The sequence below is a fragment of the Streptomyces sp. D2-8 genome (assembly GCF_023184515.1).
Classification (GTDB): Bacteria; Actinomycetota; Actinomycetes; order Streptomycetales; family Streptomycetaceae; genus Streptomyces.
Genome location: NZ_JAAHBP010000019.1, coordinates 17329 through 43552 on the forward strand (window position 1 = coordinate 17329; position 26224 = coordinate 43552).

Here is a 26224-nt window from a genome sequence, read left to right on the forward strand (position 1 = left end):
GACGATACTCGTGGCCCCGGGCATCGCGCACATCGGGCACGGCGACTTCACCGAGGCCTTACGCACTGTTGACGCGTGTTTACCTGCGGTGGCGCGCCGTCGAGGGTGCGAAACGCGACCGACACGATGTGACGCACATCGCCCCGGGCCCACCGCACGCGTTCCCAGAACGGCCGGACCGAATCGAGCCGGAGGCGACGGGTCGTCAATTCATCCTCCCCACCAGCCACTACGACATCCGACGTCACCCGCGTGTTCCGCGCGGGGTCTCCCACCGGTCATGTACGCGCCCCTACGATCGGCCCGCACGGACGAGCAGAACGGCCTGGAGGGCGCTCATGGGAACGCAGGAGTCGAACGAAGAAACGAGCGGTACCGGACGGCGGGCGCTGCTCGGCGCGGCGGTGCTCGGTGCCGGCGGAGCAGTCATCGGCATGGCCGGCACGGCGCGCGCCGACGGCGCCCGGCACGGCGGCGGACCGAGGAGCCTGCCCAAGCCGACGATCATCGGCCACCGCGGCGCCAGCGGCTACCGCCCGGAGCACACCTTCGGTTCGTACCAGCTGGCCCTCGACATGGGCGCCGACATCGTCGAGGCGGGCGACCTGGTGCCCACGAAGGACGGGCACCTGGTCTGCCGTCACGAGCCGGAGATCGGCGGCACCACGGACGTCGCCGACCACCCCGAGTTCGCCGGCCGCAAGACGACCAAGCTGCTCGACGGCGTCTCCACGACCGGCTGGTTCACCGAGGACTTCACGCTCGCGGAGCTGAAGACGCTGCGCGCGGTCGAGCGCATCCCGGCCAACCGCCCGCACAACACCCTCTACAACGGCCGCTGGGAGATCCCCACCTTCGAAGAGGTCCTGCGCTGGCAGGACGAGCAGACCCGCAAGCGCGGCAAGCAGGTGTGGATCTACCCCGAGCTCAAGCACCCCACCTACTTCCGCCGGCAGGGCCTCCCGCTGGAGGAGCGCGTCGCCAAGCTGCTGCGCAAGTACCGCAAGGACCGGCGTACCTCCCCGGTCATCCTCCAGTCCTTCGAGCCGACCAGCATCCAGCGCCTGCACAAGCTCGTCGGCAACCCGCTGGTCGTCCTGCTGTCCTCGGCGGACTCCCGCCCCTGGGACTTCGTCCAGACCGGCGACCCGCGCACGGTCGCCGACCTGGTCAAGCCGGCCGGACTGCGGGAGATCGCCTCCTACGCGCAGGGCATCGGCCCGACCCTGGACCTGGTCATCCCGCGCGACGCCCAGGGCAACCTCACCAAGCCGACGACGCTCGTCGCCGACGCGCACCGGGTGGGCCTGATCCTGCACCCGTACACCATGCGCAACGAAAACCCCTTCCTGCCCGCGAACTTCCGCAAGGGCACGGACGCGGACGCCTACGGTGACGTCTTCGGCGCGTACCGGGCGTACTTCGCGACCGGCATCGACGGCGTCTTCACCGACCAGCCCGACACGGGTCTGCTGGCCCGCGAGGACTTCAACGGCTGAGCCCGTCAATATCTGAGCTCGCACCACTCGGTCGAGTGAGTTTCGGCCGTCCGGGCAACCCGCCGCCCGGGCGGCCGCGTCGCTCCGCACATGACGCACGACCTGGTCACCGCCCTGCGCCCGCAGCTCACCGCCGAGGCCTCCGCGGAGGCATATTCCACCGGAACCGAGCCGGGCGACCTGGAGCAGGCGGTCTGGCTCCGCCTGTTGGAGCGCCTCGACGCCGAGGACCCGCCGCTCGACCCCCAGCGGTGGCTCCGCCGCGCCGTCCGCTCCGAGGCGCGCCGTACCCGCCGTACGAGCCGCCTCGAACGGCCGTACTCCGGTGAACCGGTCGACGACCCAGACCGCGACCCCGAGCAGCTCGCCCTCGCCGCGGCCCGCGGCCGGGCCCTGCGCGAGGCCGTGCGCCGTCTCCCGGGCCGCTGCCCCCGGCTGATGGAGGCCCTGCTCTCGCCGGAGGACCTGACATACCGGGAAATCGCAGGGGAGTTGGGTATCTCACAGGGGAGTCTTGGCCCGGAACGTTCCAGATGCCTGGGATGTCTCCGGAGAATGCTCACGCCGGAGGTTGCGGCCCGCTGAGGACGGGGATAGGAGTGGGGGACGACAGGTGATCAGATGAGCGGGAGGCGTGCGCACATGGGCATGAGCGTGACCATCTCTGCGGCGACCGAGCAGGACGCGGAGCAGATCTTCAGACTGCAGTACCTGTGCTTCCAGTCGGAGGCGGCGCTGTACGGGAACTACCGCATCGACCCGCTCGTCCAAACCCTCGACTCGGTCCGCGAGGAGGTCACCGGCGACTGTGTCTTCGTGGCCCGGCTCGGCGAGGAGGTCGTCGGCTCGGTCCGCGGCTCGGTCACCGAGGACGGCGCCGCCGCGATCGGCAAGCTCTGCGTCCACCCCCGCCTCCAGGGTCACGGCATCGGCGCCCGTCTTCTCCGAGCGGCCGAGTCGGCCCTCGTCGGCCGGCACGGCGCCACCCGCTTCCGCCTCCACACCGGCCACCGCAGCGAGGGCAACCTCCGCCTCTACCGCAAGGTCGGCTACGAGACGGTGGGCACGTCCCAGGGCGCCGACGGCGTACTGATGATCATCCTGGAGAAGCCGGCGAGCACTTACGCGGCGACAGCGTGATGATCGGCCTTCTTTAGGGGCGCGGGGAACTGCGCGACGAGCCACACATGGCCCGCTGCCGCCTGACGAACCTCAGGCGGCACCCTCCCGGGGCGCACCCTTCCGCAGCCAGTAAACGGCGGACAGCGGCAAGAGCACGGGAATGAAGAGGTACCCCATCCCGAAGTCCGACCACACGGTCGCGTCCGGGAAGGCGGACGGCTCGACCAGGGTCCACGTCCCCACCGTCAACACCCCCGCCAACTCGGCGACACAGCACACCAGGGCGACCTTCCGTGCCGTCTCCCCACCCCGCACCAACGTGTAGGTGATGAACCCGTACACGACACCGGCCACCGCCGACAGCGAGTACGCCAGTGGTGCCCGGTCGAACTCCGTCGCGATCTGATACGCGGACCGCGACACCGCCCCCACGACCATCACGCCGTACAGCCACACCAGCAGCGTGCCCGGCCCGCTGGTCAGCCGTCGCCGGCTCACCTCAGCCTCCCCAGATGTCATAGAGACGCACCTCCAGCACCGCCAGCACCACACCGCCGGCGGCCACCGTCACCGAACCCCACCGGGTCCGCTCGGCCAGCGACATGAACCCGGCCGCAGGAACACTCGCGAACGCCCCCAGCAGGTACGCCACGAAGATCGTCGTGCCCTGCTCCGGCTTCTCGCCCTGCGCCAGCAGCACGATCCCCACGATCAGTTGGACCAGCGACAGCAGCGTGACCACGGCCATCCCGATGAAGTGCCAGTCCTTCGTCGGCTGGTCACGGTAGGCCGCCCAGCCGCACCAGGCGGCGAGCAGCAGCGCGGCGACACCGGTCACCAGCGTCAGGGCATCAAGCATGCTGCGACCTTATTACGGCCGAAAAGGCCCGATGCTTCTGGCCCTGGCCTGCACCGTAGGGTCGAGGGCATGACGATCCACGCGCAGGCCGTGCTGTTCGACAACGACGGAACCCTCGTCTCCTCCCTCGCCTCGGTGGACCGCTGCTGGACACGGTGGGCCGGGGAGTACGGGATCACGGCCGAGGAGTTCGCGCGCATCGAGCTGCACGGGCGGCCGGCCGCCGAGATAGCCGCCGACCTGCTGCCCGCCGAGATCGTGCCGCAGGCCGTCGCCCGCATCGAGGACCTGGAGGTCGACGACGTGCCGAACGGCGGTGTGCACCTGCTGCCCGGCACCCGTGGCTTCCTCGACTCCCTGCCCGGCGACCGCTGGGCCGTCGTCACCTCCGCCACCCGGCGCCTCGCCGAGGCCCGGCTCGACGCCGTCGGCATCCTGCCCAAGACACTCGTCGCCGCCGACGACATCACGCGCGGCAAGCCCGACCCCGAGCCCTACCTGCTCGCCGCCCGCGCGCTCGGCGTGGACCCCGCGCACTGCGTCGTCTTCGAGGACGCCCCCGCGGGCCTGACGGCCGGCCGAGCCGCCGGAATGACCACCGTGGCGTTGACCACAACCCACCAGGCCCACGAACTCCACGCCGATCTGGTCGTCGAGAACCTGTCGGCCCTGTCCGCACTGGTCACCGAGCAGGGCGTGGAGATCTCTCCGCGCGGCTGAGAGTCCGGCGGCTCTGTCCACCGCTGTCCAGCATTCGGACAGCGGAGGGTCGGTCAGGACCGTACACATGTTTTACTGACGGCATGACCACGACGAGCGACCGCATCCCCGCGACCGAGGCGACCATGACGCCCGGTGCTCGTTGTATGTGTCGAATGTGCGCCTTCTAGAGGGCCCCTGCACCACCCCCTGAGCTCGCGCCCCGAAGCGAGACGCGGCCCGTCCGCACGCCCTGAGTGCTGCGTGACGCGAAGCCGCCCCGCGCACATGTTCTCCCCGGTTCCACTCTCCAGAGAGAACCGTGTCGCGTCCCTGACCGAATGCACCTGTGCCCGGGCACACCCACGCCCGCGCACTCGACAGTGACGGAATCCCAGTGATCACCACCACGGGCCTGACCAAGGTCTACCGTTCACGCGGCCGCGAGGTCACCGCCCTGGACGGCGTCGACCTGCACGTCCGCGAAGGCGAGGTGTACGGCGTCATCGGCCAGTCCGGCGCCGGCAAGTCCTCGCTCATCCGCTGCGTCAACCTGCTGGAACGCCCCACCTCCGGCACCGTGACCGTCGCCGGGCAGGACCTCACCGCCCTGGCCGGCCGCGGCCCGCGCGCGGGCAGGGAACTGCGGCAGGCGCGCAGCCGTATCGGCATGGTCTTCCAGCACTTCAACCTGCTGTCCTCCCGGACCGTCCAGGACAACGTCGAGCTGCCGCTGGAGATCCTCGGGAAGTCCGGGCAGGAACGCTCCCGCAAGGCGCTGGAACTGCTCGACCTGGTCGGCCTCGCCGACAAGGCGAAGGCCTACCCCGCCCAGCTCTCCGGCGGCCAGAAGCAGCGTGTCGGCATCGCCCGCGCGCTGGCCGGCGACCCGAAGGTGCTGCTGTCCGACGAGGCCACCAGCGCCCTCGACCCGGAGACCACCCGCTCGATCCTGGCGCTGCTGCGCGACCTGAACCGGCAGCTCGGCCTGACCGTCCTGCTCATCACCCACGAGATGGACGTCGTGAAGTCGGTCTGCGACTCGGCCGCGCTCATGGAGAACGGGCGCATCGTCGAGTCGGGCACCGTCAGCGAACTGCTCGCCACCCCCGGCTCGGAACTGGCCGCCGCGCTGTTCCCGCTCGACGGCGAGGCCTCCGGCGAGGACCGCACCGTCGTCGACGTCACCTTCCAGGGCGAGAGCGCCACCCAGCCCGTCATCTCGCAGCTCGCCCGCACCTACAACATCGACATATCGATCCTCGGTGCGGCCATCGATACCGTCGGCGGCCTCCAGGTCGGCCGGATGCGCATCGAACTGCCCGGCCGCTACGAGGACAACGTCGTGCCGATCGGCTTCCTGCGCGAACAGGGCCTCCAGATCGACCTCCCGGGCCACGAGTCCGAACTGGTGAAGGAAGGTGCCAAGTGACCTGGTCCGAGATGCAGCCCCTGCTGGAGCAGGCGTGTTGGGACACCCTTTACATGGTCGGCTGGTCCACGCTCATCGCCGTCGTCGGCGGACTGCCGCTCGGTATCCTGCTGGTGCTCACCGACCGCGGCGGCCTCCTGCAGAACCTCGCCGCCAACAAGGTCATCGGGCAGATCGTGAACATCGCCCGCTCCCTGCCGTTCATCATCCTGATGGTCGCGCTGATGGGCTTCACCCGCTCGATCACCGGGACGACCATCGGCGTCGAGGCCGCCATCGTGCCGCTCGCCGTCGGCGCCATCCCCTTCTTCGCGCGCCTGGTCGAGACGGCCGTCCGCGAAGTGGACCACGGTCTCGTCGAGGCCGTGCAGTCCATGGGCGGCAACACCTGGACCATCGTCCGCAAGGTCCTCGTCCCCGAGTCGCTGCCGTCGCTGATCTCCAGCACCACCACCACGGTCGTCGCCCTCATCGGCTACTCCGCCATGGCGGGCACCGTCGGCGCCGGAGGCCTCGGCGACATCGCCATCCGCTACGGATACCAGCGCTTCGAGACCCAGCTGATGTGGATCACCGTCGCGATCCTCGCCGTCGTCATCTCGGTCATCCAGTTCGCCGGCGACTACGCGGCCCGCTCCCTGCACCGCCGCGGCGCCCACGCGGGCCCCGCCCCGAAACTGCGGCTGCTCAAAGCCGCCTCCTGAACCCCCCCGTTCACCCACGACGGGGTCGCACCACCCGCAAGGTCATAAGGAAAGGCACTTTTCGTGCGTAACACCGCAAAGATCACCACTGCCGTGCTCGCCGCCGGAGCCCTCACCCTCGGGCTCAGCGCCTGCGGCGCCGGCGACTCCGGTTCCGACGGACCCCTGATCGTCGCCGCGAGCCCCGTCCCGCACGCCGAGATCCTCACCTACGTCAAGGACAACCTGGCGAAGAAGGAAGGCCTCGACCTGCAGGTCAAGGAGTTCACCGACTACGTCACGCCGAACACGGCGACGCAGGACGGCTCCGTGGGCGCCAACTACTTCCAGAACAAGCCGTACCTCGACGACTTCAACAAGAAGAACGGCACCGACATCGTGCCCGTCGTCACGGTCCACCTGGAGCCGCTCGGCCTCTACTCCCACAAGGTCAAGAAGGCCGAAGACCTGAAGAGCGGTGCGACCGTCGCCATCCCCAACGACACGGTCAACGAGGCCCGCGCCCTCAAACTCCTCGCCGCCGAAGGGCTCATCACCCTCAAGGCGGGCGTCGGCAACGAGGCGACCCCGTCCGACATCGCCAAGAACCCCAAGAAGCTCACGTTCAAGGAGCTGGAGGCGGCCCAGACGCCGCGCTCCCTCGACGACGTGGACGCCGCCGTGGTCAACGGCAACTACGCCATCGAGTCCGACCTCAAGCCCTCCGAGGACGCTCTTGTCCTTGAGTCCCCGAAGAACAACCCCTACGGCAACTTCCTCGCCGTGAAGAAGGGCGACGAGGACGACCCGCGCGTCAAGAAGCTCGCGAAGATCCTCACCTCGCCCGAGGTCAAGAAGTTCATCCAGGACAAGTACGCCGGCTCCGTGCTCGCCTCCTTCTGAGCACCCGCCCGGCACCCGCGCACACGGGGTCCTTCCCCCACCCGGTGGGGAGGGCCCCGTGGTGCGGATCAATGCTTTCATGCTGCATGCTGGGCAGTTCAGCAATGCCCTGAAGGTTCACCGACGGTTACGGAGCGGCGCATGACGAGCACCTTCCCCAACATCTCCATCAGCACGGAGCGGTTGGTGCTGCGTCCCCTGGACGAGGACGACGTCGCCGCCCTGACCGCGATGATGAACGACGAGCAGGTGGCGGCCTTGAGCTCCGTCCCCCAGCCCTTCACGCAGGACGCCGCCCGCACCTGGATCACCGAGGACGCCCCCGCGGAGCGCACCGAGGGACGCGGACTCGACTTCGCGGTCACCGAGTTCCTCACCCAGCGCCTGGTCGGCATCATCCAGCTCGGCAAGACCAACTGGCACGTCCGCTCCACCGAATTGTCGTACATCATCGCCCCCTGGGCCCGCGGCGAGGGCTACGCCTCCGAGGCCGCCCTGGCCACAGCCCAGTGGCTCTTCACGGACCAGAAGTTCGAGCGCATCGAACTGCGCACGGCGGCCGACAACACCGCCTCCCAGCAGGTCGCCCAGAAGATCGGCTGTATCAGCGAGGGCGTGCTGCGCAACGCCTGTATAGCCCGGGTCCGCGCCGAGGACGGCACCTGGACCGAGGCGCGCACCGACTTCATCGTCTGGAGCCTGCTCCCCGAGGACCTGGAAGGCGTCGGCGAACAACTTCGCGACGGCTTCACGTCCTTCGGTGACTGGAACTGACCGGAACCACCCGGAGGACGAGGGCCGCGACGACACCGGCACTCTCTCCGACACCTCCACCGGGTACCCTCACGGAGCCCGCCCCCGGGCTGCTCCCCACCACGCCACGCAGACGACCTGCGAAAACCCCTGGAGACTGACGACGATGGCCGACCGGGTCACGGTGATCGGCTGGGACGGTTCGCCGCTGACCGCCGCGGCACGCGCCGCCCTCGGTGCCGCCACGCTCGTGGCGGGTGCCGCCCACCACCTGGCGCTCCCCGAGGTACCAGCCGGCGCCGAGCGCATCCGCCTCGGCAGTGTCGCCCTCGCCGCCCGCCGCATCGCCGCCCACCGCGGCACGGCGGTCGTGCTCGCCGACGGCGACCCCGGCTTCTTCGGCGTCGTACGCACCCTGCGCGCCCCCGAGTTCGGCCTCGAGGTGGAGGTCGTGCCCGCCGTCTCCTCCGTCGCCGCCGCCTTCGCCCGGGCCGGCATGCCCTGGGACGACGCACAGGTGGTCGTCGCACACCCCCGCACCCTGCGGCGCGCGGTCAATGTATGCCGCGCCCACACCAAGGTGGCGGTTCTCACCTCACCCGGAGCCGGCCCCGCCGAACTCGGCCTCCTCCTCGAAGGAGTCCACCGCTCCTTCGTCATCTGCGAGGAACTCGGCACCGAGCGCGAACGCGTCTCCGTCGTCACCTCCGACAAGGCCGCCGACCACACCTGGCGCGATCCCAACGTCGTCATCGTCCTCGGCGGCCCGACCCGGCCGGACACGACGGGGGAGACCGGCGGCTGGATCTCCGGCCGCGACCCGTCCGCCGGACCGCGCGGCTGGACCCTGCCCGCCGACGTGTACGGCGGCGACCTCGGCGAGGGCGAGACCGAGCTGCTGCGCGCCTCCCAACTCGCCCGCCTCGGGCCCCGCGTCGGCGACCTGGTGTGGGACATCGGCTGTGGAAACGGCGCCTTCGCCATCGAGGCCGCCCGCGCCGGCGCCGCCGTCCTCGCCGTCGACAGGGACCGGACCGCCTGCGCCCGCACCGACGCCGCCGCCCGCCGCCTCGGCGTCCAGCTCCAGATCGTGCACGGCACCGCCCCGCACATCCTGGAGAACCTTCCCGAACCGGACGTCGTCCGCGTCGGCGGCGGGGGAGCGGCCGTCGTCCCGGCGGTCGCCGACCGCCGCCCGCAACGCATCGTCACGCACGCCGCCACCCGCGACGCCGCCGAACTCATCGGCCGCGACCTGTCCGAGCACGGCTACGGCGTCGAGTGCGCCCTGCTGCAGTCCGTCGAACTCGACACCCGGGCCTGGACGGAGACGGAACGGAGCGTCGCGTTCCTGCTCAGCGGCGTGCTGCCGCGGCGCGGCGCCTGATCCCGCCGCCGTCCCCGTGATCGGGTTGTCGTACTGCGCGCGGTAGGCTGGCCGATCGCTGCACCGCACAAGGACGCCCGGCGCTTCGTCGGCCAATGTCCGGAAAACCCGCCCGTTTTGGGGTGTGTGTGGTACGGCAGAACCGGAGGACGCGCAACGTGGCGCAGTCCACAGCGGAACCGTCGCGGATCAAGCTGCCGTGAGGGTGGTACGGCCGCAACAATGCCAGTGAATGGCTTTGTCGCCTTTTCCGGGCGGACCGTTCGTGCCGCTGGGGACGCACGCTCGTTCTTCACTGCGGGGCGGTCGGTGCGCCGTTCCGGGCGAGCTGGTCGTAGGAGCACTAACCGATGGGCGAGGGGTACGCATGACCGACACCGGCCAGGTCCCGGGCGAGGGACTGCCGGAGAGCGCAGGCATGGTGGAGCAGCCGGGCGCCCCCGCGCCCGGTGCGTACACCTACCTCTCCGAGACCACCGCCGAGGACGAAGACCTGCTGCTGCTGCCGGGCGCCCAGGGCGCCTGGGGCAACGAGGTCCCTCCGCCCGCGCCGGAGCCGGTCCTCGAGACCGTGCACCAGCCGGGCCCGCACGAGATCTCCGGCCGCGACAGCGGCTCGGTCGACCTCGGCGGCGTCCGTCTGCCCGACCCGCCGCCGATCCCGCCCATCACCCCGCGCCGGCCTCTGCACCTCGGCCCGCCGCTGCCCGACAGCTCCGCCAGCCCGGTCCGCTCCCTCGCCGACCGCGGCCCCGCGGACGCGCCCGTACGTCAGCCTGCGCCGTCCCCGGCGGGCCCGGAGTACCTCGACGGCCCCCGCGCCGCCGAGATGCCCGCGCGGGCCGCCGCGCCCTGGGGCGCACCGGTCACGGCCCCGGCCCAGGTGAGCGCCGGGGCGGCGCCTGCGGAAACGGTTGTTCCGGCAACGGAACCGTCGGGCCCGGCCCAGGCGGTCGCGACCAGCGTGGCGACGGAGACGAGCCACACGGCACCGCCGGCACCGGCCGAGGCCGCGCAGGCCGTCCACGCCGAGCAGCCGGCGGGCGAGCCGATGGCCACCGCCGAGGCCGCGCAGGGTGCCGCCGAGGCCGCAGCGGCTGCCGCGGGTGACCCCGTGGTGCCGGGCGTGGGCCCGGCAGAAGGACACGTGGCCGCGGCCGAGGCCGGTCAGACCCCTGCGGGTGACCCCGCCGGTGCGGGAGTCGGCCCGGACGGACCCCAACCGGCCGCCGCGGAGCAGGCCTTGCCCGCGCAGGCGGCCCACCCCGCGGGCCTGGGCGTGGACGCGGCAGCGGGCCGGGTCGTCGCCGCCCAGGCCGGCCTGGCTGCTGCCGGTGACCCCGCCGGTGCGGTCGAGGCCCAGGTGGCCCAGGCCGGGTACGCGGTGCCCGAGCCGGACGCGGCCGTTGCGGGCGACCCCGCCGGAGCCGGCGTCGGCCCGGACGCGGGCCAGGTGGCTGCCGCCGAGGCCGGGGCCGTAGCTGCTCCGGAAGCGGCTACGCCGCCGGCTTCCGAGCCGGGGCCGGTCGCGGACGGCGCTGCGCAGGGCGCTGAGCCTGCCGGAGTTCCTCCCGAGACTTCCTGGCCGGATGCCTCCTCCGCCGAACAGGGCCCGGCGGTCGCTGCCGAGCAGGCCGCGGCGCCGGCTCCTGGACCGGAGGCCGGCCAGGCCCCCGAGGCGGTCCCGTTCCCCGAGGCGGCCGCTGCCCCGGGGTACGCCGCCGTGACTCCGCCCGAGACCACCGGTGAGCAGGCCCCCGCCCAGGTACCGGACGAGGCAGCCCCGGACGCTGCCGCGCAGGCGACCGAGGTGGCAGCCCCGGAGGGCGCTGCGCAGGTGCCGGCAGCGGGCGTTGCTCCCGAGGCCGCCGCACCGGGCCCGGACGCGACCGCCGCCGAGACCGTCGCGCCGCAGCCGGACGTCACCGCCGAAGAGGCTGTGCCCCAGCCTCCTGCGGCAACTGACGCCGCACCAGCCGCGGAGCAGCCCGAGGCGACGGCTCCACAGACCGGCACCCCTGGCCCCGAAGCGCCCGACCAGGTCGCCGCTGCCCCGGCCACCGAGCCGATCGGCCAGGACGCGACCACTGCGACCGCCGTAGCCGAGACTGTCGCTGCGCCAGCCCCGGCCGCCGAGACCGTCGCTCCGCCTGCCGCGGCTCCGGCCCCTGCCTTCGAGGCTGTCGCCACCCCGGCCCCGGAACCGGCAGCCCAAGCCGCCGCGCCTGCCGACGCACCCGACCCCGCCGGCCCCGCCACGCATGCCTCGCCGGAGATGCCCCCCGAGGCGCCCGCCCCCACTCAGCCCACCGCGGCAACGGCGCCCACCGAGGCCCCCGCCCCCGCTCAGGCATCCGAGGCACCCGACGCACCCGAGGCCCCCATGCCCGACCCCGCCGCCGACGCAGCAGTCCCGGCTCAGACCCCCGAGGCGGCCACAGCGCCCCCCGCTGCCGAAGCCGTCGAGCCCGCCCCGGCCCCCCAGGGAACCGCCCCCGACACCCCGGCACCCACCGAGGACGTCACCGTCGTACTCCCCGCCCCGGCCGCGGAGGAGCAGCCCGGGCAGCCCGTGCAGGGTCCGCAGCAGTCCCAGTCGGCGCTGCCCGAGACGCTGGAGCCCCCCGCACCCGCGGCCACCGTCCCGGCTCCCCGCGACGGCGACGCCGAACTCGCCCAGAACGCCGACGACCTGGACACCCGGGCCGCCGAACAGGAAGACCTGGCCGACCAGGAACGCCGAGAAGAGAGCGCGGCCGCAGTGGCAGAAGCCCGACAGCCCACCGGCCCCGCGGCCCCCGGCTACGACCCCGCCGAGCGCGAGGCCGTCCTGAAGGTCATGCGTGAACGCCGCGACATCCGCAACGGCTTCCGCAGCGACCCGATCCCGCACGAGGTGCTGCTCCGCGTCCTGGAGGCCGCCCACCACGCGCCCTCCGTCGGCCACTCGCAGCCGTGGGACTTCGTCGTCATCCGCTCCGCCGACACCCGGCGTGCGATGCACGAGCTGGCCATGCGCCAGCGCGACGCCTACGCGAAGTCCCTGCCCAAGGGCCGGGCGAAGCAGTTCAAGGAACTGAAGATCGAGGCCATCCTCGACACGCCGGTGAACATCGTGGTCACCGCCGACCCGACCCGCGGCGGCCGGCACACCCTCGGCCGCCACACCCAGCCCCAGATGGCCCCGTACTCGGCCGCCCTGGCCGTGGAGAACCTCTGGCTCGCGGCCCGCGCCGAAGGCCTCGGCGTCGGCTGGGTCAGCTTCTTCGACGAGCGCGAGATGGTCCGCGCCCTCGGCCTGCCCGAGCACCTGGAGATCATCGCCTACCTGTGCGTCGGCTACGTCGACGAGTTCCCGGACGAGCCCGAGCTGTTGCAGGCCGGCTGGTCCAAGCGCCGCCCGCTGTCCTGGGTCGTGCACGAAGAGACATACGGCCGCCGTGCCCTGCCCGGAGAGGAACCCCACGACCTGCTCGCCGAGACCGTCGCGCAGATCCGCCCGCTGGACGCCAAGGCGCTCGGCGAGGCGTGGGAGCGCCAGAAGCGTATGACCAAGCCGGCCGGTGCGCTGGGCATGCTGGAGATCATCTCCGCGCAGCTGTCCGGCCTGTCCCGCCAGTGCCCGCCCCCCATCCCGGAGCCCGCGGCCGTCGCGATCTTCGCGGGCGACCACGGTGTGCACGCCCAGGGCGTCACCCCCTGGCCGCAGGAGGTCACGGCCCAGATGGTGGCCAACTTCCTCGGCGGCGGTGCCGTCTGCAACGCCTTCGCCACCCAGGTCGGTGCCGAGGTCTGCATCGTGGACGTGGGCGTCGCCGCCGACCTCCCGGCCACTCCGGGCCTGCTGCCCCGCAAGATCCGTCCCGGAACGTCCGACATGACGACCGGCCCCGCGATGACCCGCGAGGAGGCCAGGCAGGCCATCGAGGTCGGCATCGAGACCGCCCGCGACCTGGTCGCCGCCGGCAACAAGGCCCTGCTGACCGGTGAGATGGGCATCGCGAACACCACCGCGTCCGCCGCCCTGATCTCCGTCTTCACGGGCGCGGACCCGGCCGAGGTCACGGGCCGGGGCACCGGCATCAACGACGAGACCCTCGCCCGCAAGACCGAGGTCGTCCGCCGCGCCCTGGAACTCCACCAGCCGGACCCGGCCGACCCGATCGGCGCCCTCGCCGCGATCGGCGGCTTCGAGCACGCGGCCATCGTCGGCCTGCTCCTCGGCGGCGCCTCCCTGCGTACGCCGGTGATCCTGGACGGCGTCAGCGCCGGGGCCGCCGCCCTGGTCGCCCGCGCGATCGCCCCGGAGGTGCTGGCCGCGTGCATCGCGGGCCACCGCAGCGCCGAGCCGGGCCACGTCGCCGCCCTCAACAAGCTGGGCCTGCGTCCCCTGGTCGACCTCGACCTCCGCCTCGGCGAGGGCACCGGCGCCCTGCTCGCCCTCCCGCTGGTCCAGAGCACGGCCCGGGCGATGCACGAGGTGGCGACGTTCGATTCGGCGGGAGTGACGGAGAAGTAGGACTCCTGTCGTCCTCGTAGGTCCGTGGGCGGGCGTTCCGCGGGACGGAACGCCCGCCCACGCACCCATCGGCAGACGGCCGGGGTGCCCAGCCACTGGACCACCCGAGCCGCCCTCACTCCTGCCCATTAAAATCCGCACGTCAGGGCACTGAACACCGCCGCAACAGGAGCCGCACCTCATGGCCGAACACCCCGCCTACCCCGTAGGCCTCCGCCTCACCGGCCGCCGCGTGGTCGTCCTCGGTGGCGGCCAGGTCGCCCAGCGCCGCCTCCCGGCACTGCTCGGGGCAGGTGCGGACATCGTCCTCGTGTCCCCCGAGGCGACCCCCTCGGTCGAGGCGATGGCGGACGCCGGCGAGATCACCTGGCACCGGCGCCCGTACGAGGAGGGCGACCTCGCGGACGCCTGGTACGCCCTGATCGCCACCAGCGACACGGCAGCGAACACGAGGGCATCCGCCGAGGCGGAGCGCCACCGCGTCTGGTGCGTCCGCTCCGACGACGCCGACCGGGCCACGGCCTGGACCCCGGCCACCGGCCACAGCGAGGGCGTCACGGTCGCCGTCCTCACCGCCGACGCCAAGGGACGCGACCCCCGCCATACCGCCGCCATCCGCGACGCGGTCGTCGAGGGCCTGCGCGACGGCACGCTCGTCGCCCCGCACCACCGCACCCGCACCCCCGGAGTCGCCCTGGTCGGCGGCGGCCCCGGAGACCCGGACCTGATCACCGTGCGCGGCCGCCGCCTGCTGGCCGAGGCCGACGTGGTCATCACCGACCACCTGGGCCCGCGCGACCTGCTCGCCGAGCTGTCCCCGAGCGTCGAGGTGATCGACGCGGCGAAGCTGCCCTTCGGCAGGTTCATGGCCCAGGAGGCCATCAACGACGCCCTGATCGAGTACGCCCGCAAGGGCAAGTCGGTCGTCCGGCTCAAGGGCGGCGACCCCTTCGTCTACGGGCGGGGCATGGAGGAGGTCCAGGCCCTGGCCGAGGCCGGCATCCCGTGCACGGTCGTGCCCGGCATCTCCAGCTCCATCTCGGTCCCGGGCGCCGCCGGCATCCCGGTCACCCACCGGGGCGTCGCCCACGAGTTCACCGTGGTCAGCGGCCACATCGCCCCCGACGACGAGCGCTCCCTGGTCGACTGGCCGTCCCTGGCCAAGCTGACCGGCACGCTGGTGATCCTCATGGGGGTCAGCACGATCGGCAAGGTCGCCGAGACGCTCATCGCCCACGGCAAGTCCCCGGACGCACCCGTCGCCCTGGTCCAGGAAGGGACGACAGCCGGTCAGCGCCGCGTCGACGCCACTCTCGCGACGGTCGCGGAGACCGTACGGACCGAGGACGTGAAGCCCCCGGCGGTCATCGTCATCGGCGAGGTCGTGAAGGTCGGCCCCGCGGCCCCCGCGCCCCGAAAGTAACCCCGGGTAACACAAACCGTCCCGAGCCGTTGGCACCGCACCCAGGACAAGGCAGTATCACCCTGTGGCCGATCTCATCACCGTCGAGGATCCCGACGACCCGCGTCTGCGCGACTACACCGGCCTGACCGACGTGGAACTGCGCCGCAAGCGCGAACCCGCCGAGGGCCTGTTCATCGCCGAGGGCGAGAAGGTCATCAGAAGGGCCAAGGAAGCGGGCTACGAGATGCGGTCCATGCTGCTCTCGGCCAAGTGGGTCGACGTCATGCGCGACGTCATCGACGAACTCCCCGCCCCGGTCTACGCCGTCAGCCCGGAGCTCGCCGAGCAGGTCACCGGCTACCACGTGCACCGCGGCGCGCTCGCCTCCATGCAGCGCAAACCCCTGCCCACGGCCGCCGACCTCCTCCAGACGGCCCGCCGCGTCGTCATCATGGAGTCGGTCAACGACCACACCAACATCGGCGCGATCTTCCGCTCGGCCGCCGCCCTCGGCATGGACGCGGTCCTGCTCTCGCCGGACTGCGCCGACCCCCTCTACCGCCGCAGCGTGAAGGTCTCCATGGGCGCGGTCTTCTCCGTCCCGTACGCCCGCCTGGACACCTGGCCCAAGGGCCTGGAGTCGGTCCGCGAGGCGGGTTTCACCCTCCTCGCCCTCACCCCCGATGAGAAGGCCCGGCCCCTCGACGAGGCCGCCCCGCACACCATGGACCGTGTGGCCCTCATGCTCGGCGCCGAGGGAGACGGCCTGTCCACCCAGGCCCTGGTCGCGGCCGACGAGTGGGTCCGCATCCCCATGTCCCACGGCGTCGACTCGCTCAACGTGGGCGCGGCGGCGGCCGTCGCCTTCTACGCCGTGGCCACCGGCCGGCCCCGGGTCTAGGGGGCCGGACGTGGACCGGCGCGAGGCCGTCGTCGCCGTGCTCCTGCGTGGCGACCACCTCCTCGCCGTCCGGCGCGGCCCGGCGGTCGCCCGACCCGGCTACTGGCAGCCGCTCAGTGGCAAGGTCGAGCCCGGCGAGTCCCAGGAGCAGGCGGTCGTCCGGGAGGTACGCGAGGAGGTCGGCCTCACCGTCGTACCGGAGGCGAAGGTCTGGGAGTCGGAGACCGACGACCACCGCTTCCGCCTCCACTGGTGGACCGCCCGCGCCGACACGGGCGAGGTGGTCCCCGACCCGCGGGAGGTCGCCGAGACCCGCTGGGTCACCGCGCGGGAGTTCCTGGCCCTGGACCCGGTCTTCGACGGCGACCGCGAGTTCTTCGAACGGATCCTGCCGGAGCTGTGACGCCTCGCTGAACAGCCGGACGTCGCCCCACGGCCGCTACGGCTGGACGTCCCGCGGGCCGGAGCCCTGCTGGACGTGCTCCTGCCGTACCCCGCCCCCGTCGCCGCCGAGCCCCCGCGCCGGTCCCTGGCAGCCCTGCACCAGGGCGATACCGACCGCCACCAGCAGCGTCACCACGACGAACACGAACAGCCGCTGCCGCAGCAGCCGCGGATTGGCGGGCCGCAGCCCGGTCCCCGTGTTCCGGGACGCCGGACGCCCGGTGCCGCTGTGCGGTGCGGGGCGGCTGCCGCTGCCCGACCGCGTGCCGCCCCGCCCGGTGGGCGTCGGCCGCGACCCGGACCGCGACGGGGTGCCGCCACGCGAGGCACCGGGCCCGCGCACCGGAGTCCTGCCGCGGTTCCCGCTCCCCGTCGACCGGGCTCCGCTCCGCGCGCCGGTGCCGCTCTGGGACGCCGTACCGTCCGGCGACGGATGGCCGTCCCGGGACGGAGCGGCACCCCGCGGCGGGGGAGTGCCCCGGCCCCGTTGCGCCCCGGAAGCCCCGCCACCCTGCTGTCCCTGCGGACGCCGGGTGCGCTCGGGGTAGGTGTCGGCGGGCCGCTCGCTCTCGGCACCGCGAGGCGCGGGCGGCCGGACGCCGGCCATGTCCTGCGACTCCCGCGCCGCGATCTCCTTGAGCCGCAGCGACAGTTGGAGCGTGCTGGGCCGCTCCTCGGGGTCCTTCGCCAGGCACGCCCGGACGAGCGGAGCCAGCGCGTCGGGCACGCCGTGCAGCTGCGGCTCCTCGTGCACCACGCGGTACAGCATCACCTCGGAACTGCCGTGCCCGAAGGGCGAGTCGCCCATCGAGGAGTACGCGAGCGTGGCACCGAGCGAGAACACGTCCGTGGCCGGGGTGACGGCGGCCCCGCGCACCTGCTCCGGCGCGAGGAAGCCCGGCGAGCCGACCGCCGTGCCGACATGGGTGAGCGTCGAGGCGCCGGTGGCCCAGGCGATGCCGAAGTCGATGATCCGCGGCCCCTTCGGGGACAGCAGGATGTTGGACGGCTTCAGATCCCGGTGCACCACCCCGGCCTCGTGCACCGCGACCAGGCCCTCCGACAGGGCCGCACCGACGGCCGCGACATCGGCCGCGCCGAGCGGTCCCTCGGCTGCGACCTTGTCGTGCAGGGAGGGGCCGGGCACGTACTGCGTGGCGAACCAGGGGCGGTCCGCGTCGAGGTCCGCGGCCACCAGCCGGGCCGTGCAGCCGCCGCGGATCCGCCGGGCCGCCGAGACCTCACGGGCGAACCGGGAGCGGAACTCCTGATCCTCCGCCAGGTCGGGGCGGATGACCTTGAGCGCGACCCGCTGCCCCTTCTTGTCGGAGCCCAGGTAGACCACGCCCATCCCGCCCGCGCCGAGCCGTCTGTGAAGCCTGAACGAGCCGACGACGCGCGGGTCCTCGCGCCTCAGGCGCATCATCGCCATGTTCATCCCCGCTGCCCGGTCCTGTGACGAGCCACAGCTTACGTTTCCACGGCCGCCCGCGCGCAGAGGCCGCGCCCTCTCGGCGTGATGGATTGTCAGTGGTGGGTGGGAGACTTGAAAGGTGGTCAGGGAGAGCGCGAAGAGGCGGACTTCGCGTGGTCGGTGATCCCAACCACCCGTCGCAGAAGGGGGATTGGTCCTGTGAAGGGTGATCGCGTGGAGATAGTCGTGGACGCGGGGGACACGACGCGCACGTATGAGGTAGTGGCGAGCAGAGCGGGCCGCAGGGTGGAGACGGCGGTACGCCGAGGTGTCGTGGAAGTGAGCGAAGTCACCCGAAGCGGGACGGTAGTGCGTACCGCCCGCTTCATGGCGAATCGGGTGCTGGCACTGGTGGAACAGCCGGTTCCGCGGGAGGAGAGCCCGGACAAAGAGGGGTGAAGCGGGCGCCCCGTCGGGGAAGACCCTGAGTCCCGCGCCCCCGTCTCCACCCAGGGGAGTACATCGCAGGTGGCGGCTCATCCTCCGGGAGGCCCGGCAATCGGTACGAGGGCATGACGCCGGAGGAGGGCCGGACGCCTAGATTTGAGGACAAGCGGCGGGTGGCAGCACTCGTCCCCCGAGGTCAGACGCCCGCCGCTGCCAACGACAACTGAGAACGGTCAGGAGAGGGACTCATGGCCCAGACGGCTCCGCGGACGCTGCTCCGCGAGGAGGGACGCAAGGCGTACGCCGCCGCGTTCCGCCCCCGCCGCCAGGGCCGTCGCCACCCGGTGGTGGCGACGCTGATGGCCCTTCCCCTGGCGGTCCTGCTCCTCCTCGTCTTCGACGGGTGGGAGACAGTGGCCACACAGGCGTCGTCCGTGGGCGAGATGCTGGGGCGCTGAGCGGCGACCCCAGGCCCGGAAGAGCGGTCCGGGCGGGGACATCCCGACCATGAAACCCCGTGGGGACGGGGGTGCGGCGGACGGCAAAAGATGCCGGCGCAGCTGGGGAGCTGCGCCGGCATTGCTTTGCCCTCAGGCGGTCGCACCCGCCCGAGCAGCGGGCAGTCGTGCCGCTGGGGCGGCAGCAGCGGCATCCCGCTCCGCCGGGGCCGCGCACCCACCCGGCCCCGGCGCCAACGCCGAGCACCTGCCGTCGACAGCCCCTCACGGCGCACCTCGCCCCCGCGTACCCTCACCCCGTGACTCCCGCCCCACTCCTGCAAGCCCTCACCGCCAAGGCCCGGGCCGCCGCCCACGCCCGCTCATCGGCCTGCCCCTGCGGAGCGGCCACACTGGCGGACCGCCCCGACGGCCTCGTGGTCCGCCACGCGACCACCGTGGCGAAGGCGCACCCCCCGGGCACCACCCACGCCGAGCTCACCAGCCGCCTTGCCGTCGCCACCCGCCACCCCGGTCTCCTCCTGCTCCCACTCGACCCGGCCCCGGTCGACCTGCACGGCCGCCTGGTGACCTTCTGGCCGTACGGCACCCCCGTGGATCCCGACGATCCGGACGCCGCTCCCTGGGAAGCCGCCGCCACGCTCCTCGCCCGCCTCCACCGCAGCCCGGCCCCGGCGGGCCTGCCCGCCATGCGCGGTCCCGCAAAAGCGGCCCAGGCCATCGCCCGGCTCCGCGAGGCCGGCCCGCACCCGGCGGCCGCCCCCGTCCTGCGCGCCTGGGCCACCCTCCCGCCCTGGGCCCGCGCCGAGACTCCGATGCCGCACACCCGCGTCCTCTGCCACGGCGACCTCCACCTCGGCCAGCTCATCCGCCACCCCGCTCCGGACGGCCCCTGGCTGCTGATCGACGTGGACGACCTCGGTGTCGGCGTCCCCGCCTGGGACCTCGGCCGCCCCGCCGCCTGGTACGCCTGCGGCCTGCTCCCGCCCGACGCATGGACCCGCTTCCTCACCGCCTACCGGGAGGCCGGCGGACCCGCCGTCCCCGCCGAGGGCGACCCCTGGCCCGCTCTCGACGTCCCCGCCCGCGCCCTCACCGCGCAGACCGCGGCCCGGGCCGTCGCCAAGGCGGTCGCGGCCGGCCGTCCGCTGGACGAGGTGGAGCAGTCGGTCGTGGACGCCTGTGACCGAATGGCTACCGTCCCGCCACAGTTGGCGCAGGAGCACGCGAAGTAGGGTGCAACCGACTACAGCGGGACAGAGTCTGTCCTGGCGAGATGTGAAGCAGGACCGACCGGCGAGGAGTTGACCCACCATGCAGTGTCCGAAGTGCCGTGCGCCGATGCACACGTACAACCGCAACGGTGTCCAGATAGAGCAGTGCAGCGGCTGCCGCGGGATCTTCCTCGACTATGGCGAGCTGGAGTCGCTGACCCGCCTTGAGGCCCAGTGGTCCCAGGGTGCCCCGCCGCCCCCGCCCGCCCCGCAGGCCTACCCGGCCCCTCCGGCCCCCGCCTGGGGCGCCCCGCACGGCGGCCACGGCCACCACGGCCACCACGGCCACCACGGTCACCACCGCAACAAGAGCTTCGGACGCATGCTCTTCTCGTCCTGATATGCCAGAAGCCCCCGGCCGCGAACGGCCGGGGGCTTCTGTGTGGTGTGGACGATACTGGGATTGAACCAGTGACCTCTTCCGTGTCAGGGAAGCGCTCTCCCGCTGAGCTAATCGTCCTCGGGGCCATGACCACTCAGAGCAGCGGATCATGGGCACTGCGTGCGCGATACTGGGATTGAACCAGTGACCTCTTCCGTGTCAGGGAAGCGCTCTCCCGCTGAGCTAATCGCGCGGGTTGGGATCTTGAGAGATCCAGTGGACGATACTGGGATTGAACCAGTGACCTCTTCCGTGTCAGGGAAGCGCTCTCCCGCTGAGCTAATCGTCCTTGGAGGTGGAGACGGGATTTGAACCCGTGTAGACGGCTTTGCAGGCCGTTGCCTCGCCTCTCGGCCACTCCACCAGGAGTGTAGGGGGCCGGTAAGCCCCCCTCTTCCTTCGAGCGGACGACGAGGTTCGAACTCGCGACCTCAACCTTGGCAAGGTTGCGCTCTACCAACTGAGCTACGTCCGCCTGTCGTTTCGGTCCGCCCTCGCGGCCCGGCGACGTGTTGAACTCTAGCGGATTCCCGGGCCAGTACAAAAACGCGTTTGTGCAGCGTGCTGCGCTTCCCCTGCTCAGGGCGGTCGCGGGCCGCCTGGCGGGACATCCTCCGGTCGCCCGCGGGAACCCGCCATAGACTCGACAGCGTGCACGACCTCCCTCCTCTCGCCCGCTTCGGCGACCGTGTCGCCACCGGGCTCCTCGATGTCACCGACGATCCCGAAGCCCTGGAGTCCAGCGGCTTCTGGGCCGTCTGCGCCGACTTCGAGGGCCGTCTGACCTGCGCCCGTTTCGCGGAGGTCCGGACGGCGGACGTACCCGCTCCCGTGCCCGGCGCATGGCGCGGCCCCGCTGCCGGTGACTGGACGTCCTCACTCGACCGCGCCGCGTACACGGCTGCGGTACGGCGGATCCGCGAGCACATCGCGGCCGGTGAGGTCTACCAGGCGAACCTGTGCCGGGTGCTGTCCGCGCCCGTGCCGCCCGGCGCCGACGTGGACGCCCTCTCCGCCCTGCTCGCCCGCGGCAACCCGGCGCCGTACGCAGGAACGATCCGCCTCCCCGGGTACGACGTGGAGATCGCCACCGCCTCTCCCGAACTGTTCCTGCGGCGCGACGGCCGGGTCGTCGAGTCCGGGCCGATCAAGGGCACCGGCCGAACGGAGGCGGACCTGCTGGAGAAGGACTACGCCGAGAACGTGATGATCGTGGACCTCGTCCGCAACGACATCGGGCGGGTGTGCGCCACGGGCAGTGTGACGGTGCCCGATCTGTGTGCCGTCGAGAAGCACCCCGGGCTGGTCCATCTCGTCTCGACGGTGCGCGGTGAGCTGGGGGAGGGGGCCGGCTGGGCCGAGCTGCTCGGCGCCGCCTTCCCGCCCGGCTCGGTCACCGGCGCGCCCAAGTCCAGCGCGTTGCGGATCATCGACGCGCTGGAGACGGCGCCCAGGGGGCCGTACTGCGGCGGGATCGGCTGGGTCGACGCCGACCGGGAGGTCGCAGAGCTGGCCGTCGGTATCCGTACCTTCTGGATCGACCGGGCCGACGGCGTGCTGCGTTTCGGCACCGGCGCGGGCATCACCTGGGGCTCCGATCCCGAGGGGGAGTGGCGGGAGACCGAGCTGAAGGCGTCCCGGCTGCTCGCGATAGCGTCGGGAGCGTATGAGGTGAGTGGAGAGGACCTGACGTGAAGATCTGGCTCGACGGCGGACTGCAGGACAGCGAGTCCGCCCGCGTCTCCGTCTTCGATCACGGGCTGACCGTGGGCGACGGCATCTTCGAGACCGTGAAGGCCGTGGACGGCCGGGGGTTCGCCCTCACCCGGCACCTCGACCGGCTGACCCGGTCCGCGCGCGGCCTCGGCCTGCCGGACCCGGACCACGACGAGGTCCGCCGCGCCTGCGCCGCCGTCCTCGACGCTCACCCGGTGCCGCTCGGGCGCCTCCGCATCACCTACACCGGCGGCCACGGCCCCCTCGGCTCCGACCGCGGCGAGCACGGCCCGACCCTCGTCGTCGCCCTCGGCGAGACGATCCGCCGCCCCGACTCCACCGCCGTGATCACGGTCCCCTGGACCCGCAACGAGCGCGGCGCGCTCACCGGCCTGAAGACCACCTCGTACGCAGAGAACGTCGTCGCACTCGCCCGCGCCCGTGAACAGGGCGCGTCCGAGGCCCTGTTCGGCAACACGGTGGGGCAGCTGTGCGAGGGCACCGGGTCGAACGTCTTCGTCGTCCTCGACGGCGAGATCCACACGCCGCCGCTCGCCTCGGGCTGCCTCGCGGGCATCACGCGCGCGCTGACCGTCGAATGGACCGGCGCCAAGGAGACCGACCTGCCGCTGGACGTCCTGGAGCGGGCCGACGAGATCTTCCTGACGTCCACCCTGCGGGACGTGCAGGCCGTGCACCGCGTCGACGGCCGTGAGCTGCCCGGCGCGCCGGGCCCGGTGACCACCAAGGCGATGCGGATCTTCGAGGAGCGGGCCGGCAACGACCTCGACCCCTGACAGCCCCGGAAATTAGGCTGACCAGGGCCGTGGTTGCGGGTAGAACACCCCTGATGACCACGACCCTGCGGCCGATCGAGCCGCTTCAGCAGAACGCCGACGGGACGCGCTCACGCCGCTACCAGGTGTGTGTGAACAGCCGTCCCGTGGGGGCGATACACCTCGGCACGCACCCCGTGTTCGGCACCGCGGTGGCCCGGATCATGAAGCTGCGCATCGACGAACCGGACCGCAGGCGGGGCCGCGGCACGGTCGCCGCGCTCGCCGCGGAGGAAGTGGCGCGGGGCTGGGGGTGCCACCGCGTCGAGGCGGCGGTCCCCGCCGCATCCGAGGCGGGGCTCCGGCTCGCCACGGCGCTCGGCTACGTCGTCCGCAACCGCGGCATGGAGAAGCGGCTCGGCGACACCCCGCCCGACCTGCCGGAGGGCAGCCGCGCCCGGCCCATGACCGAAGCGGAGTTCGGCCCCTGGCTGGAGAAGGGCAAGGAGGACTACGCGCACAGCTGGATGGAGCGGGGCGTCCCGGAGGCCGAGGCCCGGGCCAAGTCCGAGCGCGATCACGCAACCCTGCTGCCGGACGGCCTCGCCACCCCCGGCATGCTCGTCAGCGTCGTCGAACACCTGGGGACACCGGTGGGCACGCTGTGGCTGGCGATGCGCGAGAGCAGCGCGTTCGTCTTCGAAGTCGAGACGGACCCCGCCCACCGGGGCAAGGGCCACGGCCGCACCCTGATGCTGCTGGCCGAGGCCCAGACGATCGCGGAGGGCCGGCGGACCCTCGGCCTCAACGTCTTCGCCGGCAACGCCCCGGCCGAACGGCTCTACGCCTCACTCGGCTACGAGACGACGCAGTACGCCATGTTCAAGCCGCTGCTGTAGTGGCCCGGGAGCCGAGAGCCGGGCGCGGGAGATCAGTCCTCCTGCCCGGCCAGCAGCCGGTCCGCGATCTCCTCGATCCGCTCGCGCAGCCCCTCCTGGCTCTTGCCGCCGTCGAGCCGCTCACCGCCGATGACGTACGTCGGGGTGCCGGTCACGCCGATCGCCTTGCCCTCGGCCTGGTCGGCGTCCACGATCAGGATGTGCCGGCCGTCGACCAGCGCGGTGTCGAACTCCTCGGCGTCCAGGCCCAGTTCGCGGGCCACCTCGACGAGGAAGGCCTCTCCCGTGCGGGCGAGCTCCTCGACCCGCCCCAGCAGGGCCTCGGCGTACGGCCATCCCCGGCCCTGCTCCCATGCCTCCTCCGCGGCCTGGGCGGCGGCGAAGGCGTGCTTGTTCTTCTCCAGCGGGAAGTGCCGCAGCCGCAGCTCCAGACGGTCGCCGTAGCGGGCGCGCAGGGCACGGAGGTCGTCCAGCGCGGTGCGGCAGTCCGGGCACTGGAGGTCGCACCAGACCTCGAGGACGGGGGCGGCGGAACGGTCGGGGGAGGAGTCGCTCATGCCGACAGTCTTCCAGCAGCCGCGGCCGGGGACGCGGCCCGCACCGGCACCTGCGGAGGAGATGACCCGGAGATGTCCCTGATGTCGGGCCGGAGCATGGCCCGCCGGGGTACGGCGGGTGCAGGATGGAAGGGACGAAGTGCCCCGACCCGACCGCGCCACGCCTGGAGGACCGGATGATTGCCGAGACCGTCTGCTCCGCCGTGTCCGCGGCAGGCCTGGGCATTGCGGTCGTCACGGCGTACCGCAAGCGCTACCTCGCCGCGGTCCGTATCGCCGCCTACTCCCTCGTCCCGATCGGCCTGGTCATGACAGGGGTCGTCGAGTGGCTGGCCGACACCGCGTTCAGCCCGACGGCCTGGGCCGGGTTCGGGGTGCTCGGCGTCGCGTGGGTGCTCTTCATGAGCACACGAGCCGTGGAGCGCCGCCGTGGCGGCACCCGCAAGGAGCGCAGGGCGGCGGCCCGCGCGGCCGACCAGCCCGATGCGGTGGCCCCGGCTGCCACGGCTCCCTCCCTGGGTCAGGGCTCCCGCCCGGCGACCCGGCCCGCGCCCGCGTCCCGCGGCGACGAGGACTTCAGCGACATCGAGGCCATCCTCAAGAAGCACGGCATATGACCGAGCAGCCCGCCCGGGGCTGAATCGTCACAGTGGGTCCGCCGACGCGCGGAAGTGATCACAACCCGAACCGGACCTCACGGAATCGGCGCACTCCCGCACGCAACGAGGGCGCTGATCGCGTCCGGTGGGGCGACTGCGCCATCATCGCCGCGAGATGCTGGACACGACGAAACAGAGCGACCCCGCACCGCCGCAGGACGAGCCACGTCCCCGGCAGGACGAGCCGCGTGGTTGCCTCTTCGCCCTCTCCCAGCCACCGCTGATGATCTTCCTGGCGGTGATCGGGAGCCTGCTGCTCATGGCCTCGTTGCACGATCTGCTGTTGCTGTGAGCCTTACCCGCGGTACCCGGCGTCACCCGCCGGGGCCGCGTCGGCATCGACGTCCTCCGCGATCCCGCGTCCCGGCGACGGCTGTCAGCTCAGCCCGCCGCCTCCTTGCGGCGCGCCCGGTAGGCGGCCACGTGCAGGCGGTTTCCGCAGGTGCGGCTGTCGCAGTACCGCCGCGAGCGGTTGCGGGACAGGTCGACGAAGGCGCGCCGGCAGTCGGGCGCCTCGCACCGCCGCAGCCGCTCCTGCTCGCCGGCGACCACGAAGAACGCCAGGGCCATCCCGCAGTCGGCGGCCAGATGATCGGCGACGGAGGCACCGGGCGCGAAGTAGTGCACATGCCAGTCGTAGCCGTCGTGGTCCGTGAGCCGGGGCGTGGTCCCGGCGGCCGCGACCAGCTCGTTGATGTGTCCGGCGGCGGCCCGGGCTTCGGGGGCGGCGAAGACGGCGGCGAAGCGCCCGCGGATCTTGCGCACCGCGGAGAGGTCGAACTCCGAGAGCACCCCGACATCGCTGATCTCGTGGTTCCGCACGAAGTCCGCGAGGGCCGCCACGTCCGGCAGCCCGTCCGACGCCGTGTCGTCCTCCGGTGCGGTGTTCACCAGATCGACCACGGTGTCGAGGGCGCACCGGGTGTCGTGGGTGATCAGCACGATTCGCTCCCTGGCCTGAGGGTCGGGCGGGCGCCCGCCGATGCTGGCCGATGGTAACCGCTCCACCACCGCCGGACCGCCCTCATGCCCGCAC

27 protein-coding genes and 5 tRNA genes are annotated in these 26224 nt (G+C 72.5%); 22 read left to right on the forward strand and 10 right to left on the reverse strand.

The genetic code is table 11. The features are described 5' to 3' along the window. The first annotated feature begins 338 nt into the window (after positions 1-338). From G3I77_RS28380 to G3I77_RS28390, 3 genes are all read left to right on the forward strand, one after another. Positions 339-1499, forward strand: coding sequence for a glycerophosphodiester phosphodiesterase (locus G3I77_RS28380; protein ID WP_248508156.1), 1161 nt, complete (start codon positions 339-341; stop codon positions 1497-1499). Positions 1500-1589: 90 nt separating this feature from the next. Beyond that, positions 1590-2084, forward strand: a complete 495-nt coding sequence (locus G3I77_RS28385; protein ID WP_248508157.1) for an RNA polymerase sigma factor — start codon at positions 1590-1592, stop codon at positions 2082-2084. Positions 2085-2141: 57 nt separating this feature from the next. Continuing rightward, positions 2142-2639 carry a GNAT family N-acetyltransferase gene (locus G3I77_RS28390; RefSeq protein ID WP_248508316.1) on the forward strand — a complete coding sequence of 166 codons (498 nt, stop codon included), beginning with the start codon at positions 2142-2144 and terminating at the stop codon, positions 2637-2639. Positions 2640-2711: 72 nt separating this feature from the next. Here the strand turns inward: G3I77_RS28390 and G3I77_RS28395 are convergent, their stop codons facing one another. Then, positions 2712-3140: a hypothetical protein gene (locus G3I77_RS28395; protein WP_248508158.1), complete on the reverse strand. Its 429-nt coding sequence runs from the start codon at positions 3138-3140 to the stop codon at positions 2712-2714. Beyond that, positions 3121-3480: a hypothetical protein gene (locus G3I77_RS28400; protein WP_248508159.1), complete on the reverse strand. Its 360-nt coding sequence runs from the start codon at positions 3478-3480 to the stop codon at positions 3121-3123. Before G3I77_RS28400 ends, G3I77_RS28395 begins: the two co-directional genes overlap by 20 nt. A 69-nt stretch (positions 3481-3549) precedes the next feature. Here G3I77_RS28400 and G3I77_RS28405 point away from each other — a divergent pair, with 69 nt between their 5' ends. The 10 genes from G3I77_RS28405 (at position 3550) to G3I77_RS28450 (ending at position 16565) form a co-directional block, all read left to right on the forward strand. Continuing rightward, a complete protein-coding gene (locus tag G3I77_RS28405; RefSeq protein WP_248508160.1) occupies positions 3550-4200 on the forward strand; it encodes an HAD family hydrolase in 651 nt (216 codons plus the stop codon). Positions 4201-4576: 376 nt separating this feature from the next. Continuing rightward, positions 4577-5611, forward strand: a complete 1035-nt coding sequence (locus G3I77_RS28410) for a methionine ABC transporter ATP-binding protein (protein WP_248508161.1) — start codon at positions 4577-4579, stop codon at positions 5609-5611. Continuing rightward, entirely contained in the window at positions 5608-6315 is a 708-nt protein-coding gene (locus G3I77_RS28415) for a methionine ABC transporter permease (protein ID WP_248508162.1), read from the forward strand. The genes G3I77_RS28410 and G3I77_RS28415 overlap by 4 nt, the downstream gene beginning before the upstream one ends. Before the next feature lie 63 nt (positions 6316-6378). After that, on the forward strand, positions 6379-7197 hold the full coding sequence (locus G3I77_RS28420; RefSeq protein WP_248508163.1) for a MetQ/NlpA family ABC transporter substrate-binding protein: 819 nt from the start codon (positions 6379-6381) through the stop codon (positions 7195-7197). A gap of 141 nt (positions 7198-7338) precedes the next feature. Continuing rightward, the gene (locus G3I77_RS28425; RefSeq protein WP_248508164.1) at positions 7339-7971 is read left to right on the forward strand and encodes a GNAT family N-acetyltransferase; all 633 of its coding nucleotides are present in this window, start codon (positions 7339-7341) and stop codon (positions 7969-7971) included. A gap of 145 nt (positions 7972-8116) precedes the next feature. Further along, positions 8117-9337 carry a precorrin-6y C5,15-methyltransferase (decarboxylating) subunit CbiE gene (cbiE, locus tag G3I77_RS28430; protein WP_248508165.1) on the forward strand — a complete coding sequence of 407 codons (1221 nt, stop codon included), beginning with the start codon at positions 8117-8119 and terminating at the stop codon, positions 9335-9337. Between the two features lie 367 nt (positions 9338-9704). Continuing rightward, positions 9705-13856 (forward strand): nicotinate-nucleotide--dimethylbenzimidazole phosphoribosyltransferase, encoded by a 4152-nt coding sequence (cobT, locus tag G3I77_RS28435; RefSeq protein WP_248508166.1) that lies wholly within the window; start codon positions 9705-9707, stop codon positions 13854-13856. A gap of 181 nt (positions 13857-14037) precedes the next feature. Next, positions 14038-15279, forward strand: coding sequence for a uroporphyrinogen-III C-methyltransferase (gene cobA / locus G3I77_RS28440; RefSeq protein ID WP_248508167.1), 1242 nt, complete (start codon positions 14038-14040; stop codon positions 15277-15279). Between the two features lie 64 nt (positions 15280-15343). Further along, positions 15344-16162 (forward strand): RNA methyltransferase, encoded by an 819-nt coding sequence (locus G3I77_RS28445; RefSeq protein WP_248508168.1) that lies wholly within the window; start codon positions 15344-15346, stop codon positions 16160-16162. A 10-nt stretch (positions 16163-16172) separates the two neighbouring features. Further along, positions 16173-16565, forward strand: coding sequence for an NUDIX domain-containing protein (locus G3I77_RS28450; RefSeq protein ID WP_248508169.1), 393 nt, complete (start codon positions 16173-16175; stop codon positions 16563-16565). A 36-nt stretch (positions 16566-16601) separates the two neighbouring features. Here the strand turns inward: G3I77_RS28450 and G3I77_RS28455 are convergent, their stop codons facing one another. Then, entirely contained in the window at positions 16602-18044 is a 1443-nt protein-coding gene (locus G3I77_RS28455; RefSeq protein ID WP_248508170.1) for a serine/threonine-protein kinase, read from the reverse strand. A 195-nt stretch (positions 18045-18239) separates the two neighbouring features. Here G3I77_RS28455 and G3I77_RS28460 point away from each other — a divergent pair, with 195 nt between their 5' ends. From G3I77_RS28460 to G3I77_RS28475, 4 genes are all read left to right on the forward strand, one after another. Next, entirely contained in the window at positions 18240-18479 is a 240-nt protein-coding gene (locus G3I77_RS28460; RefSeq protein WP_031139098.1) for a hypothetical protein, read from the forward strand. Positions 18480-18715: 236 nt separating this feature from the next. Next, the gene (locus G3I77_RS28465; RefSeq protein WP_248508171.1) at positions 18716-18925 is read left to right on the forward strand and encodes a hypothetical protein; all 210 of its coding nucleotides are present in this window, start codon (positions 18716-18718) and stop codon (positions 18923-18925) included. A 299-nt stretch (positions 18926-19224) separates the two neighbouring features. Next, complete coding sequence (locus G3I77_RS28470; RefSeq protein ID WP_248508172.1) at positions 19225-20160, forward strand: aminoglycoside phosphotransferase family protein; 936 nt, start codon at positions 19225-19227, stop codon at positions 20158-20160. A 79-nt stretch (positions 20161-20239) separates the two neighbouring features. Further along, on the forward strand, positions 20240-20539 hold the full coding sequence (locus tag G3I77_RS28475) for a zf-TFIIB domain-containing protein (protein WP_248508173.1): 300 nt from the start codon (positions 20240-20242) through the stop codon (positions 20537-20539). A gap of 48 nt (positions 20540-20587) precedes the next feature. Here G3I77_RS28475 and G3I77_RS28480 read toward each other — a convergent pair. The 5 genes from G3I77_RS28480 to G3I77_RS28500 all read right to left on the reverse strand — a co-directional run bounded on the left by G3I77_RS28480 (position 20588) and on the right by G3I77_RS28500 (position 21056). Next, positions 20588-20659: transfer RNA gene (locus G3I77_RS28480), tRNA-Val, on the reverse strand. A 43-nt stretch (positions 20660-20702) separates the two neighbouring features. Continuing rightward, positions 20703-20774: transfer RNA gene (locus tag G3I77_RS28485), tRNA-Val, on the reverse strand. 24 nt (positions 20775-20798) lie between these two features. Beyond that, positions 20799-20870, reverse strand: a tRNA-Val gene (locus G3I77_RS28490). Position 20871: 1 nt separating this feature from the next. Next, positions 20872-20945, reverse strand: a tRNA-Cys gene (locus tag G3I77_RS28495). Between the two features lie 38 nt (positions 20946-20983). Next, positions 20984-21056 (reverse strand) — tRNA-Gly (locus G3I77_RS28500). A gap of 176 nt (positions 21057-21232) precedes the next feature. On the opposite strand from G3I77_RS28500, the gene G3I77_RS28505 reads away from it, so the two are divergent. The 3 genes from G3I77_RS28505 to G3I77_RS28515 are packed head-to-tail and all read left to right on the forward strand — an operon-like array spanning position 21233 to position 23972. Further along, entirely contained in the window at positions 21233-22276 is a 1044-nt protein-coding gene (locus G3I77_RS28505; protein WP_248508174.1) for a chorismate-binding protein, read from the forward strand. Then, entirely contained in the window at positions 22273-23094 is an 822-nt protein-coding gene (locus G3I77_RS28510) for an aminodeoxychorismate lyase (RefSeq protein WP_248508175.1), read from the forward strand. Before G3I77_RS28505 ends, G3I77_RS28510 begins: the two co-directional genes overlap by 4 nt. A 53-nt stretch (positions 23095-23147) precedes the next feature. After that, on the forward strand, positions 23148-23972 hold the full coding sequence (locus G3I77_RS28515) for an N-acetyltransferase (RefSeq protein WP_248508176.1): 825 nt from the start codon (positions 23148-23150) through the stop codon (positions 23970-23972). Positions 23973-24004: 32 nt separating this feature from the next. On the opposite strand, the gene G3I77_RS28520 is transcribed toward G3I77_RS28515, so the two are convergent. Next, positions 24005-24529, reverse strand: coding sequence for a DsbA family protein (locus G3I77_RS28520; RefSeq protein ID WP_248508177.1), 525 nt, complete (start codon positions 24527-24529; stop codon positions 24005-24007). A gap of 176 nt (positions 24530-24705) precedes the next feature. Between G3I77_RS28520 and G3I77_RS28525 the strand changes: the two genes are divergently transcribed. Together G3I77_RS28525 and G3I77_RS28530 are read left to right on the forward strand one after the other, a co-directional pair. Then, complete coding sequence (locus G3I77_RS28525; RefSeq protein WP_248508178.1) at positions 24706-25146, forward strand: hypothetical protein; 441 nt, start codon at positions 24706-24708, stop codon at positions 25144-25146. A gap of 157 nt (positions 25147-25303) precedes the next feature. Next, entirely contained in the window at positions 25304-25480 is a 177-nt protein-coding gene (locus tag G3I77_RS28530; protein WP_248508179.1) for a hypothetical protein, read from the forward strand. Positions 25481-25569: 89 nt separating this feature from the next. Here the strand turns inward: G3I77_RS28530 and G3I77_RS28535 are convergent, their stop codons facing one another. Next, entirely contained in the window at positions 25570-26130 is a 561-nt protein-coding gene (locus G3I77_RS28535) for a CGNR zinc finger domain-containing protein (RefSeq protein ID WP_248508180.1), read from the reverse strand. Positions 26131-26224 lie beyond the last annotated feature (94 nt).

What these genes read in the sequence shown, in the direction of transcription:
- G3I77_RS28425 (WP_248508164.1), top strand. Translation starts at nt 7,339, where the DNA reads ATGACGAGCACCTTCCCCAACATCTCCATCAGCACGGAGCGGTTGGTG.
- G3I77_RS28475 (WP_248508173.1), top strand. Translation starts at nt 20,240, where the DNA reads ATGCAGTGTCCGAAGTGCCGTGCGCCGATGCACACGTACAACCGCAAC.
- G3I77_RS28385 (WP_248508157.1), top strand. Translation starts at nt 1,590, where the DNA reads ATGACGCACGACCTGGTCACCGCCCTGCGCCCGCAGCTCACCGCCGAG.
- G3I77_RS28405 (WP_248508160.1), top strand. Translation starts at nt 3,550, where the DNA reads ATGACGATCCACGCGCAGGCCGTGCTGTTCGACAACGACGGAACCCTC.
- G3I77_RS28380 (WP_248508156.1), top strand. Translation starts at nt 339, where the DNA reads ATGGGAACGCAGGAGTCGAACGAAGAAACGAGCGGTACCGGACGGCGG.
- G3I77_RS28395 (WP_248508158.1), bottom strand. Translation starts at nt 3,140, where the DNA reads ATGACATCTGGGGAGGCTGAGGTGAGCCGGCGACGGCTGACCAGCGGG.
- G3I77_RS28465 (WP_248508171.1), top strand. Translation starts at nt 18,716, where the DNA reads ATGGCCCAGACGGCTCCGCGGACGCTGCTCCGCGAGGAGGGACGCAAG.
- G3I77_RS28400 (WP_248508159.1), bottom strand. Translation starts at nt 3,480, where the DNA reads ATGCTTGATGCCCTGACGCTGGTGACCGGTGTCGCCGCGCTGCTGCTC.
- G3I77_RS28455 (WP_248508170.1), bottom strand. Translation starts at nt 18,044, where the DNA reads ATGAACATGGCGATGATGCGCCTGAGGCGCGAGGACCCGCGCGTCGTC.
- G3I77_RS28520 (WP_248508177.1), bottom strand. Translation starts at nt 24,529, where the DNA reads ATGAGCGACTCCTCCCCCGACCGTTCCGCCGCCCCCGTCCTCGAGGTC.
- G3I77_RS28530 (WP_248508179.1), top strand. Translation starts at nt 25,304, where the DNA reads ATGCTGGACACGACGAAACAGAGCGACCCCGCACCGCCGCAGGACGAG.
- cbiE (WP_248508165.1), top strand. Translation starts at nt 8,117, where the DNA reads ATGGCCGACCGGGTCACGGTGATCGGCTGGGACGGTTCGCCGCTGACC.
- G3I77_RS28390 (WP_248508316.1), top strand. Translation starts at nt 2,142, where the DNA reads ATGGGCATGAGCGTGACCATCTCTGCGGCGACCGAGCAGGACGCGGAG.
- cobA (WP_248508167.1), top strand. Translation starts at nt 14,038, where the DNA reads ATGGCCGAACACCCCGCCTACCCCGTAGGCCTCCGCCTCACCGGCCGC.
- G3I77_RS28525 (WP_248508178.1), top strand. Translation starts at nt 24,706, where the DNA reads ATGATTGCCGAGACCGTCTGCTCCGCCGTGTCCGCGGCAGGCCTGGGC.
- G3I77_RS28515 (WP_248508176.1), top strand. Translation starts at nt 23,148, where the DNA reads ATGACCACGACCCTGCGGCCGATCGAGCCGCTTCAGCAGAACGCCGAC.
- cobT (WP_248508166.1), top strand. Translation starts at nt 9,705, where the DNA reads ATGACCGACACCGGCCAGGTCCCGGGCGAGGGACTGCCGGAGAGCGCA.